The 21,331-nt window shown below is 50.4% G+C and carries 20 protein-coding genes; all 20 read left to right on the forward strand.

Annotated features, from left to right (window positions below; translation table 11 throughout):
- Position 1 precedes the first annotated feature (1 nt).
- The 20 genes from rbfA to yfmF all read left to right on the forward strand — a co-directional run bounded on the left by rbfA (position 2) and on the right by yfmF (position 21,328).
- A complete protein-coding gene (rbfA, locus tag DX130_RS05800) occupies positions 2-358 on the forward strand; it encodes a 30S ribosome-binding factor RbfA (protein WP_116043555.1) in 357 nt (118 codons plus the stop codon).
- On the forward strand, positions 358-1,344 hold the full coding sequence (locus tag DX130_RS05805) for a DHH family phosphoesterase (protein ID WP_116043556.1): 987 nt from the start codon (positions 358-360) through the stop codon (positions 1,342-1,344). Before rbfA ends, DX130_RS05805 begins: the two co-directional genes overlap by 1 nt.
- A 3-nt stretch (positions 1,345-1,347) precedes the next feature.
- Positions 1,348-2,280 (forward strand): tRNA pseudouridine(55) synthase TruB, encoded by a 933-nt coding sequence (gene truB, locus DX130_RS05810; RefSeq protein ID WP_116043558.1) that lies wholly within the window; start codon positions 1,348-1,350, stop codon positions 2,278-2,280.
- 120 nt (positions 2,281-2,400) lie between these two features.
- Positions 2,401-3,348: a bifunctional riboflavin kinase/FAD synthetase gene (locus DX130_RS05815; protein ID WP_116043560.1), complete on the forward strand. Its 948-nt coding sequence runs from the start codon at positions 2,401-2,403 to the stop codon at positions 3,346-3,348.
- A gap of 173 nt (positions 3,349-3,521) precedes the next feature.
- The gene (gene rpsO / locus DX130_RS05820) at positions 3,522-3,791 is read left to right on the forward strand and encodes a 30S ribosomal protein S15 (RefSeq protein WP_116043562.1); all 270 of its coding nucleotides are present in this window, start codon (positions 3,522-3,524) and stop codon (positions 3,789-3,791) included.
- Between the two features lie 106 nt (positions 3,792-3,897).
- On the forward strand, positions 3,898-6,000 hold the full coding sequence (gene pnp, locus DX130_RS05825; RefSeq protein WP_116043563.1) for a polyribonucleotide nucleotidyltransferase: 2,103 nt from the start codon (positions 3,898-3,900) through the stop codon (positions 5,998-6,000).
- A 180-nt stretch (positions 6,001-6,180) separates the two neighbouring features.
- On the forward strand, positions 6,181-7,185 hold the full coding sequence (locus DX130_RS05830; protein ID WP_116043565.1) for a polysaccharide deacetylase family protein: 1,005 nt from the start codon (positions 6,181-6,183) through the stop codon (positions 7,183-7,185).
- A gap of 40 nt (positions 7,186-7,225) precedes the next feature.
- Positions 7,226-8,491: a M16 family metallopeptidase gene (locus DX130_RS05835; RefSeq protein ID WP_240644320.1), complete on the forward strand. Its 1,266-nt coding sequence runs from the start codon at positions 7,226-7,228 to the stop codon at positions 8,489-8,491.
- Positions 8,472-8,918, forward strand: a complete 447-nt coding sequence (gene dut / locus DX130_RS05840) for a dUTP diphosphatase (RefSeq protein ID WP_116043568.1) — start codon at positions 8,472-8,474, stop codon at positions 8,916-8,918. Before DX130_RS05835 ends, dut begins: the two co-directional genes overlap by 20 nt.
- Positions 8,919-9,053: 135 nt before the next feature.
- Positions 9,054-9,953, forward strand: a complete 900-nt coding sequence (gene dpsA, locus DX130_RS05845; RefSeq protein ID WP_116043569.1) for a dipicolinate synthase subunit DpsA — start codon at positions 9,054-9,056, stop codon at positions 9,951-9,953.
- Positions 9,950-10,540 (forward strand): dipicolinate synthase subunit B, encoded by a 591-nt coding sequence (locus tag DX130_RS05850; RefSeq protein WP_116043571.1) that lies wholly within the window; start codon positions 9,950-9,952, stop codon positions 10,538-10,540. The genes dpsA and DX130_RS05850 overlap by 4 nt, the downstream gene beginning before the upstream one ends.
- A gap of 144 nt (positions 10,541-10,684) precedes the next feature.
- A complete protein-coding gene (locus tag DX130_RS27195) occupies positions 10,685-10,819 on the forward strand; it encodes a hypothetical protein (RefSeq protein ID WP_276310882.1) in 135 nt (44 codons plus the stop codon).
- A gap of 166 nt (positions 10,820-10,985) precedes the next feature.
- Positions 10,986-12,200, forward strand: coding sequence for an aspartate kinase (gene dapG / locus DX130_RS05855; protein ID WP_116043572.1), 1,215 nt, complete (start codon positions 10,986-10,988; stop codon positions 12,198-12,200).
- Positions 12,201-12,276: 76 nt separating this feature from the next.
- Positions 12,277-13,152, forward strand: coding sequence for a 4-hydroxy-tetrahydrodipicolinate synthase (dapA, locus tag DX130_RS05860; protein ID WP_116043574.1), 876 nt, complete (start codon positions 12,277-12,279; stop codon positions 13,150-13,152).
- Positions 13,153-13,422: 270 nt separating this feature from the next.
- A complete protein-coding gene (locus DX130_RS05865) occupies positions 13,423-15,102 on the forward strand; it encodes a ribonuclease J (RefSeq protein ID WP_116043576.1) in 1,680 nt (559 codons plus the stop codon).
- Positions 15,103-15,276: 174 nt separating this feature from the next.
- Positions 15,277-16,044: a ClpP family protease gene (locus DX130_RS05870; protein WP_116043577.1), complete on the forward strand. Its 768-nt coding sequence runs from the start codon at positions 15,277-15,279 to the stop codon at positions 16,042-16,044.
- On the forward strand, positions 16,041-16,268 hold the full coding sequence (locus DX130_RS05875) for a YlzJ-like family protein (RefSeq protein WP_116043579.1): 228 nt from the start codon (positions 16,041-16,043) through the stop codon (positions 16,266-16,268). The genes DX130_RS05870 and DX130_RS05875 overlap by 4 nt, the downstream gene beginning before the upstream one ends.
- A 76-nt stretch (positions 16,269-16,344) precedes the next feature.
- Positions 16,345-19,032 (forward strand): DNA translocase FtsK, encoded by a 2,688-nt coding sequence (locus DX130_RS05880; protein ID WP_116043580.1) that lies wholly within the window; start codon positions 16,345-16,347, stop codon positions 19,030-19,032.
- 106 nt (positions 19,033-19,138) lie between these two features.
- Positions 19,139-19,927 (forward strand): spore cortex-lytic enzyme, encoded by a 789-nt coding sequence (sleB, locus tag DX130_RS05885; protein WP_116043582.1) that lies wholly within the window; start codon positions 19,139-19,141, stop codon positions 19,925-19,927.
- 108 nt (positions 19,928-20,035) lie between these two features.
- Entirely contained in the window at positions 20,036-21,328 is a 1,293-nt protein-coding gene (gene yfmF, locus DX130_RS05890; protein ID WP_116045764.1) for an EF-P 5-aminopentanol modification-associated protein YfmF, read from the forward strand.
- Positions 21,329-21,331 lie beyond the last annotated feature (3 nt).

Genomic DNA, 21,331 nt, shown 5'->3' on the forward strand with positions numbered 1-21,331 from the left:
CATGGCTAAAATACGTGTTGGTCGGGTCAGCGAGCAGATCAAGAAAGAGCTGAGCCAAATTATCCAGATGGAGCTGAAAGATCCACGCATCGGTTTCATAACGGTAACAGGCGTCGAAACGACAAGCGACCTGTCCCAAGCCCGCATTTATCTAAGCGTGCTTGGCAGCGACGAACAGAAGGAAGCAACGCTGAAAGCATTGGCTAGCGCCACAGGCTTCCTCCGTTCCGAGCTAGGCAAGCGCATGAAGCTGCGCCATACGCCAGAACTGCTATTCAAATTCGATAGCAGCATTGAGTATGGCAGCCGCATTGAAGCGTTGCTTGACGATATTAATAACGGGAACAAATCGAATTGATGAGCAGCAACCCAATTACACAGCAGTTGGATGAAGCATTGGCCTTTATGAAGGACAATGCTTCCTTCCTTGTCGTGTCACATGTTCAGCCGGATGGAGATGCTATAAGCTCGACCGTGGTCGTAGGCTGGCTGCTCCAACGCTTGGGTAAAAAAGCGATCATGATCAATGAAAGCGAGTTGCCTTCCCGCTTGCAGTATTTGCGTGGGTTTGACGAAATTATATCGCTTAAACAGCAGCAGCCTGAGTTATCCTTTGATGCGGTAATTGCGGTCGATTGTGCTGATTATCGCCGTATTGGTGATGTCGCTGCCCTGTTTCCCGAGGATTGCAAGCTGCTCAACATTGATCACCACCCAACGAATAACGGTTTTGGTACTGTTAATGTGATTTGGCCCGAGGCTGCGGCCACGGTGGAAATCTTATATGACTTGATCATTCATGCGGGATTCGTGCCGGATCAGGAATGTGCAGGAGCCGTCTATACGGGACTGCTGACTGATACCGGCGGATTCCGTTATTCCAATACAACTCCGCGCGTCATGGAGATTGCGGCCAGCTTGCTGGCACTAGGCGTGTCAGGAAGCCAGTTGGCTGATCATCTGCTTGAGAAGATGACAATTGCCAAGCTAAAGCTGCTGCAGACTGCACTGGCGAGACTGACGTTCAGCGATGATCTGAAGATTGGATGGCTCTACATCGGCAAGGAAGACTTGGCCCAGTGCGGTGCTGTTTCTGAAGATTTGGAAGGCATTGTGAACTACGCGCTTAACGTCGATGGTGTAGAAGTCGGTATCCTGTTCAAAGAGACTAATGACGGAGCCGTAAAAGCAAGCATGCGTTCAGCAGGCAAGGCAGATGTAGCGGCGATTGCCCAGTCCTTTGGCGGAGGCGGGCATGTACGCGCATCCGGATGCCGATTGGAAGGGCCGCTGCCTGATGCAATGGGCAGTTTGGTAGATGCAGTTAGAAAGGCGTTGGTATAACCGATGGATGGCATTTTGGCCGTTTGGAAGCCGGAGGGCTGGACATCCCACGATGTTGTCGCCAAGGTAAGACGGCTGCTGAAGCTGAAACGTGTCGGACATACCGGCACTCTTGATCCTATGGTTACGGGCGTGTTGCCCCTGTGTCTTGGCCGGTCCACACGAGTAGTTGAATACGTCCAAGAGAGGCCGAAAGCCTATGAAGCTGTACTAAGACTTGGTATAGCTACGGATACAGAGGATTTGACAGGAGAGATCATCGATCAGCAGCCTGTCGGGTCCGTAAGTACAGCTCAAGTCGAGGAAGTGCTTCAGCGGTTTCTCGGAACAATTGATCAAGTACCGCCTATGTTCTCAGCAGTCAAAGTAGACGGCAAGCGCCTCTACGAGCTGGCGCGCGAAGGAAAGACGGTAGAGCGAAAGTCCAGGCAAGTAACTATTCATTCCATCTCTCTGCTTAAGGCAGAGCTGGAGAATGATCAACCTGAAATAACGTTTTCTGTTGTCTGCTCCAAAGGCACTTACATTCGTACGCTATGCGTCGATATCGGAAAAGCGCTAGGTCTTCCCGCGACAATGGCGAAGCTGACAAGAACGATGTCCGGAGGCATTACGGCAGAGGGTTGTCTCACGCTTGAAGGGATTGAGGAGCTAGTCGCGAGCGGCGGGCTTAAGGATCATCTTATCCCGGCAGATCAGGCGATTGCACATCTTCCATTTGCGACTGTAACGCCGCAGAGGGCCGAGCAGGCGCTGCGTGGACAGAAGCTGCCATTGTCTTATGTAACATGGGAGTCTGTAGAATGGAAGCACGAACAACTAATCCGATTGTATGAAACTTCTGAAAGCGGGAATTTTCTAGGTATATTCCAAGTCGATGTCGAGGGCTCGCAGGTGAGACCGGTCAAAGTATTTTCGGATTCCAACCAGGCATAAGCATCACGTCAACTGACCCCCGGGAATCACCGCGAAACGTTAGCTGGCCTTCTGCGATTAGTCCTGTGCTTATTCGCTCCAAGGACCATTAAAGTTCATGTAGAAATGCAGGTGTCATCGATGGAAATTATTCCTTTATCATATCCTTTGAGTCATTCGGGAGACGGCTTGTCCGGTGAACGAGTGGCAATTGCGATGGGTCATTTTGACGGCGTCCACCGAGGCCATCAGAATGTCGTCAGGCAAGCGGTAACTCATGCCCGGCAATCAGACATGCAGTCGGCTGTTCTGACGTTTTCGCCTCATCCGAAAGAAGTGCTTGGCCATGGCGACCACTATTTCAGCTGTCTGACGCCCATGCAGGGCAAGATGAAGCTGTTCGAGGAACTGGGTATTGATCTCGTGTTCGTCATGAAGTTTGATCCTACCTTTGCTTCGCTGACTCCTCACCAGTTCGTATCCGAGGTGCTTATTCCTTTGGGTGCGAAGCATGCTGTCGTAGGCTTTGACTTTACGTTTGGCAGCCGAGGGGCTGGCAATGCGGAGATGCTTCGCGAGCTTGGCGGTACCGATTTTACGGTTGATATCGTGGAGCCGCTCTTCCAGAATGGAACGAAAGTAAGCAGCACCTACACTAGAGAATCGCTTGAGAAGGGTGACCTGGAGACCGTACACGCTTTGCTGGGCAGGCCTTATGAGGTCGTCGGCACGGTCGTTCACGGTGATGGAAGAGGCCGTACGATTGGCTTCCCGACAGCGAATTTGGATTTAAAGGATCCTTATGTCTCCCCAAGCCTTGGCGTATTCGCCATTACCGCATGGGTGGACGGCAAGCGATATGGCGGCGTGCTTAACCATGGCATGAAGCCGACATTCAACAAATCAGAGATTGTGCCGGTGATGGAAGCTCATCTGTTCGACTTCGACCGTGATATATACGGGACGGAGATGACCGTTGAATTTCAGCACTTTATAAGGCCGGAGAAGCGGTTCGGTTCAGTCACAGAGCTGATCGCACAGATTGCGGCAGATTCCGATCGTGCCAGACAACTTCTGAGTGAGCTTTAATGAGCTTTTCTCGACAATGGAGTATACCTATGCTATACTTTAGAATGTTGTGACTGGCATAAGGTCCATTCTGTGGACGAGCAGCCGATCACATGCTGAACCTTAGCTTGGTTGCCCGATCTCACCGTCGGCGGCGAGGCTAATGGCGATTATGAAAAAGGAGGTGAACTAGGATGGCAATCACTCAAGAACGCAAACATGAACTGATTGAGACTCACAAAACTCACGCGAGCGACACGGGTTCTCCAGAAGTTCAAGTCGCTATCCTTACGGAAAACATCGTTAACTTGACTCAACACTTGCGCGAGCACAAGAAGGATCATCATTCCCGTCGCGGCTTGCTGAAGATGGTTGGTCAACGCCGTAAGCTACTGGCTTACTTGAAGAACAAAGATGTTAGACGTTACAGCGCATTGATCGAAAAACTCGGCCTTCGCCGTTAAAACATGCGTAACGAAAAGCAACCTGATTCATCCCGGCCTCCAGTTCACTGGAACAGGGGTTCGGGTTGCTTTTTGTAATAGGAAATAGGAAAAAGGAGGGACTATGATGCTTCAACGTATTGAAATGACGCTTGGCGGCAGACCACTGGTTCTGGAAACAGGACGATTGGCCAAACAAGCCAATGCGGCAGTTACGGTTCGTTATGGAGAGACGGTTATCTTATGTACCGTTACCGCTTCTTCGGGACCAAAAGATTTGGATTTCTTCCCGCTGACAGTCAATTATGAGGAACGTCTGTATGCTGTCGGCAAAATCCCTGGTGGATTTATTAAGCGTGAAGGAAGACCGAGCGAAAAAGCGATTCTGTCCAGCCGTTTGACAGACCGTACGATTCGTCCGCTATTCCCGGATGGATTCCGCAATGACATTCAAGTTGCGAATATCGTCATGAGCGTGGATCAAGACTACTCGCCAGAAATCGCCGCAATGATCGGCACTTCTGCTGCGCTTTCGATCTCCGATGTACCATTTAATGGCCCTATTGGCGGCGTTATTGTGGGTCGTGTGAACGGACAATTCGTGATTAATCCAACGGTAGCTCAAGAGCAAGAGACAGATATTTTTGTCGTTGTTGCAGGTACTAGAGATGCGATTATGATGGTAGAAGCTGAAGCTAGCGAGGTTTCGGAAGCTGTCATACTCGAAGCGATCATGTTCGGACATAATGAGATTAAATCCATCGTCTCGAAGATTGAAGAACTGCAAGCCCTGTCCGGCAAAGAGAAGATGGCTGTTAAGCTACATACGGTAAATGCTACTGTCAACAGTGATGTTCGCGCCTTTGCGTCCGCGCGTCTTGTGGATGCAATAAAAATTGCGGAGAAGCACGAGCGTCAAGAAGCGATCGATGCGGTTAACGCCGATACTGTCGTTCATTTCGAAGCGCAATATGCAGATACGCCTGAGCTGTTGTCCGATGTGAAGGAAACACTGTATGATATCGTCAAGGAAGAAGTACGCCGCTTGATCACGCATGATAAAGTGCGTCCTGACGGCCGTGGACTCGACGAAATCCGTCCAATCGAATGCGATGTGGCCTTGCTGCCTCGTACACACGGCTCCGGCCTGTTCACACGCGGTCAGACGCAAGCGCTTAGCATCTGTACGCTCGGAGCAATGGGCGACGTGCAAATCCTCGACGGCATCTCGCCAGAGGAAACGAAGCGCTTCATGCATCATTACAACTTCCCGCCGTTCAGCGTAGGCGAGGCTCGTCCGTTGCGTCCTCCTGGCCGCAGGGAAATCGGCCACGGCGCTCTTGGCGAACGTGCATTGTCGAAGGTTATTCCATCGGAAGCGGAATTCCCGTACACGATCCGCCTTGTGTCTGAAGTGCTGGAATCGAACGGTTCGACTTCCCAGGCTAGTATCTGTGCAAGTACGCTTGCCATGATGGATGCCGGTGTTCCGATCAAAGCGCCTGTAGCGGGTATTGCAATGGGTATGATCAAAGACGGAGACCACTTCTCGATTCTGTCTGATATCCAAGGCATGGAAGATCACCTTGGTGATATGGACTTTAAGGTTGCAGGTACTGCTGAAGGCGTAACAGCTATTCAGATGGACATCAAAATCGATGGCATCGACCGCAGCATTTTGGAGCAAGCGCTTGAGCAAGCACGTCAAGGCCGGATGCACATTTTGGGCAAAATGGTTGAAGTGATGTCCGCGCCGCGCACGAATTTGTCCAAGTATGCGCCTAAGATTTTGACGCTTCGCATTAACCCGGACAAAATCCGTGACGTTATTGGTGCCGGCGGCAAAATCATCAACAAAATTATTGAAGAAACCGGCGTGAAAATCGATATCGAGCAAGATGGCATGGTATTCATTGCTTCGTCCGATGAAGAGATGAACCAAAAAGCCAAGGCGATTATCGAAGGCATCGTGAAAGAAGTCGTAATCGGCGAGATTTATCTCGGAACGGTAAAACGTATCGAGAAGTTCGGCGTGTTCGTTGAAATTCTTCCGAACAAAGACGGTCTTGTTCACATTTCGCAGCTGTCTACGGAACGCGTCGCGAAATGCGAGGATGTTGTCAAAATCGGCGATCAAATTACGGTTAAAGTGACGGAGATCGACCAGCAAGGCAGAATTAATCTGTCGCGCAAAGCGATTCTTACGGCAGAGGAGCCTGCTCAGTCTTAAGACGAGCGGGCAATCTGCCAGCGTCAATATCATAGAATGAACCAAAGAGTCAGAGTCATCTGTCTCTTTTTTGTTTTTTTAGGAAGACAAGCATAATCTTGTCCTAAGCTTCATACATTGGTTCATGAGCGCTAGAATAGGCATTCTGCCTGCGCGACTGATCGAAATGGAGTGGGGGATATGCATCTGAAGAAAGCCGCCGCGATCGCGGCGAGTATGCTGATGATACTCGTTTTTGTCAAAATGAACGGTGATATTGCGTCCTTCATCGCCACTGTTAAGGCGGGCGATGCGGTGCAAGCGATTGGACAACCCGTCTACTCGGAGGAAGAGAAACGCGAGCTGTATCAAGCGATTGTTGCCGAGGCAGAGACGAAAGCGATCGCACCCATTGATGCGCGGTTAGATCGTGTGTGGCGCGCGATTCCCGGCTATAACGGACTTTCTATCGATATTGACAAGACTTATGAGACTGCGCTGAGGGCACCGCGCAATAGTCCGATTCTTTATCAATACAAGGAAATCGTTCCGAACATTCAGCTTTCTCAGCTTGGTCCACAGCCGGTCTATCGGGGCAATCCCGAAAAACCAATGATCTCCCTGATGATAAATGTAGCTTGGGGCAATGAATTTATTGATCCCATTCTTCTGACACTAAAGGACAAAGGGGTTAAGGCGACGTTTTTTCTGGACGGAAGCTGGCTCAAAAAAAATGTGGATGTTGCCAAAAAAATTCAGGAAGAGGGACATGAGCTGTCCAATCACGCATATTCCCATCCCGATATGAAAAACTTGAACAGATCAGAGCAATATAATCAGATCGCCAAAACCGAACAGCTATTGAAAGAGCTGCTCGGGGTTGATAATAAATGGTTCGCTCCTCCTTCCGGTTCGTTCAATGCGGCAACGGTGCAGATTGCAAGAGAACAGGGTCTCGGCACCGTTCTGTGGACCATTGATACGGTCGATTGGCGGAAGCCTCCTGCTGATGCCGTCATTCGCAAAATCTCGTCGAAGCTGGAGCCGGGTTCGCTTATTCTGATGCATCCGACGGCAACAACCCGCGATGCGCTGGCGGGCATGATCGATAGTGCTTTCGCAAAGGGATACTCCATCGGAACAGTGAGTGAGACGCTTTCATCCGATCGGGCAGAGCCTCGTGTTGAGGGAGGCCACGTATTTTGATATAGTGGTATCATTCATGTTTCAAATTAGGAGGACAACTGTGAACAAGTATACGCTTAGCAACGGGTTGCGCGTCGTAGTGGAATACATACCGACTGTGCGATCGGTCTCATTCGGCATTTGGGTGAAGACAGGCTCGCGCAATGAAACGAAGGAAAACAACGGGATTTCCCACTTTATTGAGCATATGATGTTCAAAGGCACGGAGAAGCGCACCGCCAAAGATATCGCCGATCTGTTTGATGGCATAGGCGGCAATGTAAATGCTTTTACGGCCAAGGAATATACTTGTTATTTCGCTAAAGTACTTGACGAGCATCTTCCGATTGCGGTCGATGCTCTTTCGGATATGTTTTTCAACTCTCAATTCGATGAAGGGGAATTAGCGAAGGAGAAAAACGTTATTTTAGAGGAAATCGCAATGTATGAGGATACGCCGGATGATAAGGTGCATGACGAGGCGTCCCGTGCTTCTTATGGCGACCATCCTCTTGCTTACTCGATTCTTGGGATTAAAGATCGTCTGGAGGCAATGGGGCCGGAAACGCTGAAAGGATTTATGAAAGAACGGTATACGATTGAAAATACGGTTGTCAGCGTTGCAGGTAATGTGCAGGAAACGGAGCTGCTGGAGCTGCTGGAGTCGCAATTCGGCGGTTTTTCCAATCATGCGGAGACGTCTGCTCCAGAAGCGCCTGCTTTTCAGGGCGACTATATTTTCTACAAGAAGAAAACAGAACAAAATCATATTTGCATGACCTTCCCTGGCTTATCGAACAAGGATAAGCAGCTTTATGCCATGATCTTGCTTAATAATGCGCTGGGCGGCGGTATGAGCTCACGCTTGTTCCAGGAAATCAGAGAGAAGCGGGGTCTTGCCTACTCCGTCTATTCTTATCATATGGGCTATGCGGATTCGGGCTTGTTCACGGTATATGCAGGCACGGCACCAAAGCAGACAAAAGATGTGCTCGATTTGACGCTGGAGCAAATTAATGAGTTGTCTGTCAAAGGGCTGGGCGAGGACGAACTGCATCGTGGCAAGGAGCAACTGAAAGGTTCACTCATTTTAAGCCTGGAGAGCACAAGCAGCCGGATGAACCGAATTGGTAAAAACGAGCTTATGCTGGGACAGCATTATACGCTTGATGAATTGCTGAAGCGGATTGATCATGTAACGATGGAAGATATACAAGATGTCACGAGGAAGCTGCTTGCCGTGCCATTCGCAGTCGCTATGGTTGGATCAAGCGACAAGGAAGCGGCGAAGCTGAGGAGGGATCAATATGTACCAGGTGCTGTTTAAACGATTGGAAGGCAATCATGATATCGCGATCCCGCGTAAAATGTCGGAGTGGGCAGCGGGCTTCGACTTGCAAGCGGCGGTCGGCGAACCGCTTGTTCTGGCTCCAGGTGAGCGGACTCTGGTCCCGACTGGATTTGCGATGGCTATGCCTAAGGAACTCGAAGCGCAAATCCGTCCCAGAAGCGGGCTGGCATACAAACATGGCATCACCTGTTTGAATTCGCCAGGAACAATCGATGCGGATTATCGAGGCGAAGTGAAGGTTCTGCTAGTGAATTTGGGTCAAGAGACATTCACGATTACGCGCGGAGAGCGAATTGCGCAGATGGTATTCCAGGAGGTTCCCGCAGTAGTAATCGAGGAAGCAACGGAACTGCCGGATACCGTTCGCGGAGCGGGCGGATTCGGACATACAGGCGTAAAGTAAGGGAAAATGACCAATAGGAAATAATGGGAAGATCGGGGCGATAGAGCTCCGATCTTTTTTTGTTGTTCCTTCACCCCCCTTTGGGCGCACGCATACGATAGTACATATCTATTGGCCAGAAGGGAGTGAAGCCCGATGTTAACTGGCGTTCAAGTGCTGCTGCTTGGCGGCGACGCGAGGCAGTTGGAAGTGATTCGCAAGCTGAGCGAGCTGGATGCTGCCATTACCGTTTGCGGGTTTGACGGACTGCATTCTTCGCTGGATGGCGCCATGCATGCAGAGTTCGATGAATCGCTGTTCGAGGGTGTAGATGCTTTGCTGCTGCCGGCGGTGGGGACAGACGACCAAGGGTTAATCCATGCTGTGTTCAGCGATCGTGAAATGAAGCTGACAGAGGCGCATTTCGCGAGACTGCCGCAGCATTGCACTGTTTATACAGGAATGGCAAAGCCCTACTTGCGGCAACTATGCGAGTCAAGAGGACTTTCGCTGGTAGAATTGTTCGATCGTGACGATGTGGCGATCTATAATTCCATTCCGACAGCAGAAGGCGCGTTGATGATGGCGATTCAGCATACCGATATTACGTTACACGGGTCGAGCTCTATGGTGCTTGGCTTCGGACGAACAGGATTTACGATGGCAAGATCACTGCAAGGTTTAGGGGCAAAAGTGAAGGTTGGAGTCAGACGATCCGAGCATTATGCAAGAGCATCCGAGATGGGCTTCGAGCCCTTCTACATGGCCAATTTGCTGCAAAATGTGGGCAGTATCGACTTGCTTTTTAATACAATTCCGACTATGATAGTCACAGCGCAAATTATCGCAAATTTACCATCTCGGGCCGTCATTATCGACCTTGCGTCGAGGCCTGGCGGAACGGATTTTCGCTTCGCGGAGAAACGTGGAATTAAAGCGATGCTTGCACCCGGACTTCCCGGTATCGTCGCTCCTAAGACAGCTGGACGCATCATAGCGGATTGCTTAAGTCAGTTGATCATGGACGATACAATTAAGCGGGGGAATGGGATATGAATTGGAACGGAATTACGGTCGGCTATGCCCTGTCGGGCTCTCACTGCACATTTGCCGAAGTGATGCCGGAGATTAAGCGTTTTGTCGATGCGGGGGCCAATGTTGTGCCAATCGTGTCGAATACGCTCATAACGACGGATACGAGATTCGGCACGGCTAAGGAATGGCAGGAGCAGCTTACCGGTATTACGGGCAATGAAATTATTTCAACGATCGTTCAAGCTGAGCCGCTTGGTCCTTCGAAATTATTGGACGTTCTGACGATAGCGCCCTGTACGGGCAATACGACCAGCAGGCTAGCGAATGCGATTACAGATAGCGCAGTACTAATGGCCGCCAAAGCGCAGATGCGCAATGGACGTCCCGTTGTGTTGGCCATCTCGACGAATGATGGACTTGGGTTGAATGCTGCTAACATAGCGAAGCTATTAGTGGCTAAACATATATATTTTGTGCCGTTCGGCCAGGACAATCCGATTCAGAAGCCTAATTCCCTGGTTGCCAGAATGGATCTGGTCTTGGAAGCGTGTGAAGCAGCCCTGCAGGGCAAGCAGCTTCAACCATTGCTAATCGAGCGGCATTCATGAGTTAAACGTTGAGGGAGGGGACGTAACGCTAGTTGATCCGCATAAGGCGTATTTAGAAAGCTGAGAGGCATAGAGGATCCCAGCGCTAATCCTCAAAGTCGCATAGATATTTTGTATCGGTCTATGTCGAACGGATAGACAACTATGAACTGGAAGATGTCAAGCAGCTGCAAGCAGGCGCCGAGCGTAACGCTTAGGCGAGATTCTGCCCATCAGCAGTACCCGCTTGCAACAGATGCGGCAGCTAAGTCTGACGTATTGGTTGGCCGCATGTTATGACCTCTTACAGGATGAGGTTCTTGACTACGCGGATCGTCTCCGACAACCTGCTTTAAGGCGCAGCATAGAATGAAGCTTTGATTGACGAACACATCGCAAAGGGTTAATGGATAAGACACGGGTATAATGCTGCTCTCGTCTTCGGTCGATGATGGAGGCTGACGGTATGCGGATTTTGGTTCAGAAATTCGGGGGAACCTCGCTATCAACCGATTATGCAAGAGAACGTGTTATTCATCATATTGCAAGAGAGCGGGAGAGCGGTTATGCTGTCGTGGTCGTCGTCTCGGCTATGGGCCGAAGAGGCGAGCCGTATGCGACGGATACGCTGCTCTCGCTTATTCGCGACAACGGCAATTCATTGCCCGCACGCGAGCTGGATATGCTGCTTGGCTGCGGAGAGTTGATCTCCGCAGCTGTTTTATGCAGCATGCTTCAATCCCAGGGCATTCCGGCAGCCGCCTTAACCGGCGGTGGAGCGGGGATTCTGACCGATGAGCAATTTGGTTCAGCGCGGATCAAGTCCATAGGGACAGATCGGCTGCTACAGTTGCTCCAAGATGAGAAGGTCGTTGTTGTGACTGGGTTTCAAGGCGTAACGTCGAAGGGCGATATTACAACGCTTGGACGCGGGGGCAGCGATACATCTGCAACGGCGCTTGGCGCAGCGTTGCGAGCTGAAATGATTGATATTTACACCGATGTGGACGGCATATTGACAGCCGATCCCCGTATTGTGAGCGAGGCCAGGCCGCTTGATGTCGTAGGTTATGCCGAGATCGGCAACATGGCTAGACAAGGGGCCAAAGTCATTCACCCGCGTGCAGTAGAGATCGCGCAACAAGCTCATATTCCGGTACGAGTCCGCTCTACGTTCTCTGACGGAACAGGTACGCTGGTGACTGATCAACTATCGGCCAAAGGCGAGTATGTGTTTAAGGATCGAGCGGTGACAGGAATCGCCCATGTGGCGGGGGTTACCCAAATAAGCGTCAAGGCGCTGGATGGCCGGACGGACATGCAGCTTCAAGTGTTTCAAACAATGGCCAGACACCATATCAGTGTTGATTTTATTAATGTCACGCCAAGCGGAGCGGTGTACACCGTATTCGACAAGGATGCCCGGCAAGCGCTTGAGCTGCTGGAAGCAGGGGGCTTCACGCCTGATGCTGTGCATGGCTGCGCCAAAATATCTGTCATAGGCGGGGGGATGAATGGTCAACCCGGCGTGATGGCTCGCATCGTTGAGGCTTTAACGGAGCAGAGCATTACCATCATGCAGTCCGCCGATTCCAACACGACGATATGGGTTTTGGTTCAAGAAACCGATATGGCCAAAGCACTTCGCGCCTTGCATGCCAAATTCGATCTTCACCGATAGGATTATAGAGTAACAAGAGGCAATCATGCTATAATACGATACAATGCTTACCGCTAACTTTTGAGGAGGATCCCAGATGGAATTCGGAAGATTGATCACTGCAATGGTAACACCGTTCGACGCAAATGGACTAATTGATTGGCATACAGCTGGGAAGCTAGTCGATTATTTGATAGAGGAGCAGAAGAGCGACAGTCTGGTTGTTGCAGGCACTACGGGAGAATCTCCAACGCTCTCGGATGAAGAAAAGCTGGAATTGTTCCGATTTGTCGTGAAGCACACAGCGGGTCGCAGCAAAGTCATTGCCGGAACCGGCAGCAACAATACGGCGCATACGATCCATCTGACGCAAGCGGCAGAGGCATGCGGCGTAGACGGTATTCTGCTCGTTACTCCATACTACAACAAGCCTTCGCAGGAAGGACTGTACCAGCACTTCAGCGCGGTCGCTCAAGCTACCAAGCTGCCTATTATCCTCTATAATGTAGAAGGTCGTACTGGAGTTAATCTGTCCGTACAGACGACGCTCAAGCTCGCTCGAATTGATAATGTAGTCGCGACAAAAGACTGCGCGTCAACGGATCAGCTGACGCAAATTATAAGGGAGGCTCCAGCAGGCTTCCAAGTGTACAGTGGTGACGACAGCGCAACGTTACCTGCACTTTCTGTTGGCGCTTATGGCATCATAAGTGTTGCAAGCCATATTGTAGGTGCGAAGATGCAGCAATTGATCTCGGCTTATCTGAGCGGTCAAGTAGCAGAAGCGGCCCGTTTGAACGGCGAGCTGTTCCCGATCTTCAAAGGACTGTTCCATTGTCCTCACCCGGTTCCCAATCCGGTCGCTGTGAAACATGCGTTAGGTTTGAAGGGACTTCCAGTCGGTTCCGTCCGTCTGCCGCTTGTTGACGTGAACGAATCCGAATCCAAATTTTTGCGCGATCTGGTTCTGTAAATTATAGCAATCTCCGTGATAAAGTCGATGCATACAGCATCGGCTTTATGTTTTGAAGGGGGTAATCGCAATAAGTTTGCAGGGATTAAATTGTATGACTTGTGTTCCAGCTTTTTCATCATGTATAATGAGAACAAGTGAATGGGTGCGGCAAAATTGAAGATGAAGAAATGATCGTCAGAGCGGCATCTGACGTTTATTGTATTACGCATAGATTGTAAGTTTATTTGTTTTTTCCACATTACATTACTGTAGGAGGTATAGATCCACTTGTCTAAAAAGAACAACCAGGATAAGCTGCTTATATTTGCACTAGGCGGAGTAGGCGAGATTGGTAAAAATATGTACGTTATTCAGTACAACAACGATATTGTCGTTGTTGACTCCGGCCTGAAATTCCCAGAAGAGGACATGCTCGGCATTGATATTGTCATTCCGGATATATCCTATCTCACAGAGAATCGCGACAAGGTTCGCGGCATTCTCATTACGCATGGTCACGAGGACCATATTGGCGGATTGCCGTATGTTCTCAAGCACTTGAACGTGCCGATATACGGTACGAAGCTTACGCTCGGCCTTATTGAAGGCAAGCTCAAGGAAGCAGGTTTGCTTGGCGAGACGAAGCGTATTCTCATCAATGCTGAATCTGAAATCCAAATGGGCTCGATCCTTGCAAGCTTCTTCAAAACAAACCATAGTATTCCGGACTCCGTAGGTGTCTGCCTGGAAACGCCGGAAGGCATTGTCGTTCATACGGGCGACTTCAAATTCGACCACACACCGGTCAATGATCAGTTTGCTGATCTTCAGCGCATCGCTGAAATCGGCAGCCGTGGCGTACTGGCTCTATTGTCCGACAGCACAAACGCTGAACGTCCAGGCTATACGCCTTCGGAGAGCAATGTCGGAGAAGAGCTGGAAGATATTTTCCGCAAGTCGACTCAACGTGTCGTTGTTGCGACATTCGCGTCAAACGTACACCGTATTCAACAAATTATTAACGCCTCGATCGCAACTCGCCGCAAGATTGCCGTCGTAGGTCGCAGCATGGTCAACGTCGTTAGCATTGCTTCCGATCTTGGCTACCTGAACATTCCGGAAGGCATGATTATCGAGCCGGAAGAGGTTAACAAGCTTGCGGCCGATCGTGTTGTCATCTTGTGTACAGGCAGTCAAGGAGAGCCAATGTCGGCGCTTACACGCATGGCACGCTCTACGCATCGCAAAGTTGATATTTTGCCAGGGGATACGGTGATCATTGCCGCGACGCCAATTCCAGGCAACGAGCGTTATGTAGGTCGTACGGTGGATGAATTGTTCCGTCTTGGCGCGAACGTGATCTATGGTCCGGGTTCCGTATCCGGCGTACACGTATCCGGTCACGGCAGCCAAGAAGAGCTGAAGCTTATGCTGAACCTCATCAAACCTAAGTACTTCATTCCGATTCACGGCGAATATCGCATGTTGCGTCAGCACGCTAAGCTTGGTGAAGCAATCGGTATGGAACGTGAAAATATATTTGTCGTCGACAACGGCGATACCGTAGAATTCCAGGGCGGCAACGCTCGCAAAGGCTCCAAAGTTCAAGCCGGCAATGTACTTATTGACGGTCTTGGCGTAGGGGACGTAGGCAATATCGTACTCCGCGATCGCAAGCTTCTGTCCCAGGACGGCATTCTTGTTGTTGTGGTTACGCTTAGCAAACAAGACGGAACGATTATGTCCGGACCGGATATTATCTCCCGCGGGTTCGTCTACGTACGCGAGTCGGAAGGACTTCTGGATGAAGCGAACCGTATCGTGACATCAACATTGAACAAACTGATGAACGATAAAGTAAACGAGTGGGCATCCCTGAAGACCAATGTGAAGGATGCACTCGGTAGATTCCTATATGAACAAACGCGTCGCCGTCCAATGATACTGCCGATTATTATGGAAGTGTAAGCAACGTGAACCCATCACCGATGAAGCGCTCTTTTATCCGCATAGGATGAAAGAGCGTTTTTGTTAGGTTCAGCGATCACTTGAGATGTTCCTGCTCAAAGGCATGGTATAAAAAAACGGCTCTATTCCATACTATGACGAGCTATTCATTGCCATGAAAGGGGACATGACCTTATGACAAATCCATATGAACCACCAGGGTTTACAAGTGAACAGCCCGAGACGCTGCCGGATGATAAGAAAAAGATGGGCAGTGTCGTAGAGAACATCCAACAGCTAGGTACAGCGGTTACGCCTGCGCCGACGGAATCGAATATCTTTTGCATGACGATTATCGGCCAAGTGGAAGGACATCTTATTCTGCCCCCGCAAAACAAAACGACCAAATACGAACATATTATTCCACAGCTTGTCGCAGCAGAGCAGAATGGCAAGATCGAAGGGGTTCTAGTCGTACTCAATACGGTAGGCGGGGATGTCGAAGCGGGACTCGCCATTGCGGAGATGATCTCTTCTTTATCCAAGCCGACAGTTACGCTCGTGCTTGGAGGCGGCCATTCCATCGGCGTTCCGATTGCGGTAGCGGGCAATAAGTCGTTTATTGCGGAGACCGCAACGATGACGATCCATCCCATTCGGATGAACGGACTGGTCATCGGTGTGCCGCAGACCTTTGAATATTTGGATAAAATGCAAGAAAGGGTCGTTCGGTTCGTAACATCGCATTCCAATGTGATGGAGCATACTTTCAAGGAATTGATGTTCAAGACAGGCGAATTGACGCGAGATATCGGAACCACTGTAATCGGTACGGATGCTGTTCGGCATGGATTAATCGATGCGGTTGGCGGTCTGGGACATGCGCTTCGTGAATTGAATGCCATGATTGAAATGAGGAGAGCTTCCATGTCGATGCCGGGTCCGGGAGGTGTGCCGCAATGACATTGCATACGATCATGCCGCTTGAGTTGGTGCTGCAAGGCATTCATAACGAAGAGGCCGAGCCGATGCACGAAGTAACGGTAAAGGGGATCAAAATGCAAGTCGTACCGATTGCACCGGGTATGGGAAAAATCGTTCGCCTGCTGGATTGCAGTCTTCATGATTATTTGAATCCTGCGTTGATGCCGGGAGCGCTTATTCCTTACCATACATTTGAGGAATAAGTGTTCTCATTTTAGATCTCTTCCGTAGCCTCTTAACCAATATCTGTGTTATAATGGTAGACCAGAGGTGACGGAATTGGCGAAGAAAAAGAGACGTAAGAAATCTATTGGCGCACAATTAAAATATGAAGTATACGGCATATTGCTTATTACGATATCGATTATTGCGCTATCCGGCGAAGCTGCTGTGGGCCGCGCTTTGTCCAAGCTGTTCGGGCTTGCGCTCGGCAAGTTTTATTTTGTTCTGGCCCTCGTAGGCATCTACGTAGGGCTAAGTGTCATGGTTAAGCGGGCATGGCCCAAGACGTGGTCAAACAGGAGAACAGGCTTATTGATTCTTGTGCTTGCATTCACGTTAAGCAGCTCTATCTCGGAAGTGAACATGAGATTTGCAGGCGTGGAGCGTGAAGCATTATCCGGCGGCGTCATTATGAGCACGCTTGGCACGGACCTAAGAGAACAATTGATCTCTGTATCTCCAGCTAATGACATTTCCATCCGAGATAAAACGATCAGCGGCGGTTATATTGGAGCTGTTCAGTATTCCTTGTTGTTTATGCTATTCGGCTATTACGGCGCTCTAATTATCAATATTGTGATGTTTGCGATTTCCCTCATGCTAATAACGGGGAAATCCTACGTAGAGCTGTTCGGGGTTGTACGCAAGCGGGGGGCCCGCATGTTCAAGCTGTTGATGGCGAAGCGAAGCGCCATACTGAAGCGGAAGGCTGCGAAAGTAGCTATTGTTGCCGCCCAAGTGCAGCGTAATGACGAGGTCGGTACGATCGAAGATGATGAGGGCTACCAGGCTGCTCCTCCACGGAAAAAGAGATCTCTATTTTTCGCTTGGAAGCAGGAAGGACAGCCGGAAGCCAAAGTCCAGGATCAACACGACGAATGGCAGCTTTCACAGCATGATCGCGAAGAGATGGATGTCAGACCAGCCTGGGAAAGCGAGCTTGCTGGAGAATGGGAACGATCCGGCCAGCATCCGGCAGAGAATCAAATGGATAATAGGGCTGTCAACGATACGACGCCTCCATGGGATGCTCCAGTTCATGAAGACGATTCGCCATTACATACGGAGTTAGAGGCAACCGAACAATCGGATATCCCAGATAGGGAGGAACAAGCGGCTTGGCCTCGTACAGAGGAGCTAGCGGATCTGCCGGCAGACTCGTTGCCTATAGCCGATTCCTCTGCAGAAGAGGATGCTGAAGGGGGAGAGCTTGTAGAATCCAGCGATCAGCCACAGTTGTCTTCCGAAGCGATTAATGCTGATGGGGATGCAGGGATCTCTGTCCCAAGAAGGCCTATCGGCGGAGAGGAGTCAGCATCCAAGCCATACCGACTGCCTCCATTCACACTGCTTCATAAACCAAGCGGCCTGGCCAAAGGATCGGATGCTACGGATATGTACGATTCCAGGCGGAAGCTTGAAGCTACGCTGGAGAGCTTCGGTGTACGGGCCAAAGTATTGGACGTTGTTCGTGGACCTGCTGTTACCCGCTATGAAGTGCAGCCGGCGACAGGCGTCAAGGTTAGCCGAATTGTTGGCTTGACGGATGACATTGCTCTTGCGCTGGCTGCCAAGGATGTACGGATGGAAGCGCCTATTCCAGGTAAGTCGGCAATCGGCATCGAGGTTCCGAATATGGAAGTGTCAGTCGTTACGATGAGAGAAGTGATGGAAACGCCGGCTTTCCATAATTCTGCCTCCAAACTATCTATTGCATTCGGAAGAGATATCTCTGGCCAGACGATCGTCGGCAACTTGGCGAAGATGCCCCACTTGCTCGTAGCGGGCGCTACAGGCTCAGGCAAGTCTGTATGTATTAACGGCATCATTACAAGCATTTTGTACAAAGCGAATCCTGAAGAAGTGAAGTTTCTGATGATCGACCCCAAGATGGTCGAGCTCAATATATATAACGGCATACCGCATTTGCTTGCGCCTGTTGTGACGGACCCGCGCAGGGCGTCGCTTGCACTGAAGAAGATCGTTGTGGAGATGGAGAAGCGCTATGAGCTGTTCTCCAAGTCATCTACGCGCAATATCGAAGGTTACAACACGCTGATGGGGGACAATCCGGCAGCCGTACTCCCTTATATTGTCGTTATCGTGGACGAGCTTGCGGATTTGATGATGGTTGCTGCGGGAGATGTTGAGGATTCCATAGCAAGGCTTGCTCAGATGGCGCGCGCAGCCGGTATTCATCTTATCATTGCGACACAGCGTCCGTCGGTCGATGTTATTACGGGTGTCATTAAAGCCAATATTCCATCGCGAATTGCGTTTGGCGTTTCCTCGCAGGTGGATTCCAGAACGATTCTGGATATGGCAGGCGCTGAGAAGCTTCTGGGCAGAGGAGACATGCTGTTCCTGCCTGTCGGCATGTCGAAGCCAATTCGTGTGCAGGGTGCTTTCCTGTCCGATCAAGAGGTTGAAGCGCTGGTCGCCTTCGCTCGCGATCAAGGCGAAGCCGTCTATAAGGAAGATCTGGTGCCAGAGATTGAAGAGGAGACAGAAGATCCTGATATGATGCTGGATGAGCTGTACGATCAGGCCGTCCAAATCGTCGTTGAAGCGAAGCAAGCTTCCGTATCTCTCCTGCAGCGCAGAATGCGTGTAGGGTATACGCGGGCGGCAAGAATGATTGACCAGATGGAAGCAAGAAGCGTGGTCGGACCCTATGAGGGCAGCAAACCTCGCGAGGTGCTTATGTCGCTGGAGCAATTGCAAGCGAGCCGCGTCAGCTCATAACCGAATCAGATTTTCCATTGCATAGAAGCTGGGGAACTTTCTCATACTAGAGTTAGGTAACGCTACCTAAAGCGAACTAACTTGCAAGAGAAAGGCAGATCCCTACATGAGAAATCGTTTGTTAGCGGTGACCTTGATCATCGTTCTGCTCGTATGCGGCACCTTCTCCCTATTCAAAGGAAAGAGTCTCGAATCGGCGGAAACGTTCAGCAATGCGACACTTAAGGTTGGATCAACAGGCCAGGATGTACATGAGCTGCAAGGACGCCTTACATTTCTCGGTTTCTACAACGGGAAGATAGATGGCGTATTCGGTTCCAAAACCAAAGGTGCGGTAACATGGTTTCAATGGAAATTTGGACTGAAATCGGATGGCCTTGTTGGTGCAGACACGAAGAAGAAGCTCGTTAACGCCACAAAAGCCTGGAAGCCCGGCGGAACAGCCGGTGGAGGTTCCGGAGGAGCGCCGTCCGGCGGAAGCAGTGATGGCGGCGGAGCGGGCTCCGGAAGCAACTTGGCGCCATCCAACAAGCTTGGCCTATCCGAGAATGACATTCAAATTATGGCCAACGCCGTCTATGGCGAAGCGAGGGGCGAGCCTTATGAAGGTCAGGTGGCGGTGGCTGCCGTTATTCTGAATAGAGTAAAGTCACCAAGCTTCCCTGATAGCGTTTATGGCGTTATTTTTCAGCCGCGTGCTTTTACGGCAGTGGCTGATGGCCAGATCTACCTTACGCCGAATGCGAGGGCAAGAGATGCGGTCATGGACGCCATCAATGGTTCGGATCCCAGCGGAGGCTGTCTCTATTACTTCAATCCCGTTACGGCAACCTCGGCTTGGATATGGACCAGGCCACAGGTGAAGACGATTGGAAAGCATATTTTCTGTATGTAAACATGCCGTCAGATACGCCTGGGATAAGGGAAGCAGCCGCTTCTGCGTGAGCGCAGAAGCGGTTGCTTCTTCCATTTCCATTAGGTTAAAATGGAAAAAACGGCATCTATGAAGGGAGCAAACCGCGTGACCTTATTCCAAAGGGGCCAGTTGCAGCGTATCAGGCTGCATGTGCTGCCAACGAAACGATTCAAGACGTTTGCGATATCTTTGTTTGCCGGTGTTCCGTTAAGCGAAGATACGGTAACGCCAATTGCTCTCATTCCCTTCGTTCTGCGCCGAGGAACGGCGGGAACGCCAGAAACCATCGCGTTCCGCGAAAAGCTGGATGATATGTACGGAGCAGGTTTCGGATTCGATGTATATAAACGAGGCGATTCACAGATCGTTCAATTCCGGATGGATGTCATTAATGAGCAGTTCGTAAGCTCCGAGCAGTCGTTGCTTGCTGCTTCGCTGCAATTTCTGGGAGAAGCATTGACTGACCCCTGTGTAGAGAACGGCGGTTTCCGCGCCAAATACGTTGAAGCGGAAAAAGCGACGTTAAGAAAAAGACTAGAAGCGATCGTCAATGATAAAATCCGTTATGCTGCGGAACGCTGTCTGGAGGAGATGTGCGCGAATGAGCCATATAGACTTCATCCGCTCGGCAAGCTGGATGAAATTGATGGCATCAAGCCGGATGCGCTGTTCCGCCACTATGAAGAATGGCTCGACCGTGCCGCATTGGATTTGTATGTCGTAGGTGACACCTCGCTCGAGGAAGTGACGAAGCTGGTAGGTCAGGCATTCAAGCTGAAGACGGGCACACCTGCGAGCTATTCCAAGCCGGATGTCAATCAAGACGTTCAGGAGGTCAAGTACGTCGTGGATGAACTGGATGTCAGTCAAGGCAAGCTCAATATGGGATTGCGTACGGGCATCGGTTATGACGACAAGCTGTACCCTGCGGCGCTCATGTACAATGGCATCTTAGGCGGATACCCGCACTCCAAGCTGTTCATTAATGTGAGGGAGAAGGAAAGCCTGGCCTATTACGCGGCTTCCAGACTGGATGGGCACAAAGGGATTTGTACCATTCAGTCGGGCATTGAATTCAACCATTATGAAAAAGCGGTTGCTATCATCAAGCAGCAACTTGAGAGCATGGCTAATGGAGAGCTGTCCGAGCTTGAGATGAATCAGACCAAAGCGATGATTTCAGGTCATCTCAGAGAGCTTCAGGACTCCGCATATGAGATGTTATCTTATGATTTCAACAGCGTCCTGACTGGTAATGAGAGAACATCGGCACAGCTGCTGGAGCAAGTTCAGGGTGTTACCGCAGACGATATCGTAGAAGTGGCGAAGCGGGTTCAGCTCGACATCGTCTACTTCCTGCGCGACCGAAAGGAGGCATAAGAG

Origin of the sequence: Paenibacillus paeoniae (assembly GCF_003388735.1) — a bacterium.
Classification (GTDB): Bacteria; Bacillota; Bacilli; order Paenibacillales; family Paenibacillaceae; genus Pristimantibacillus; species Pristimantibacillus paeoniae.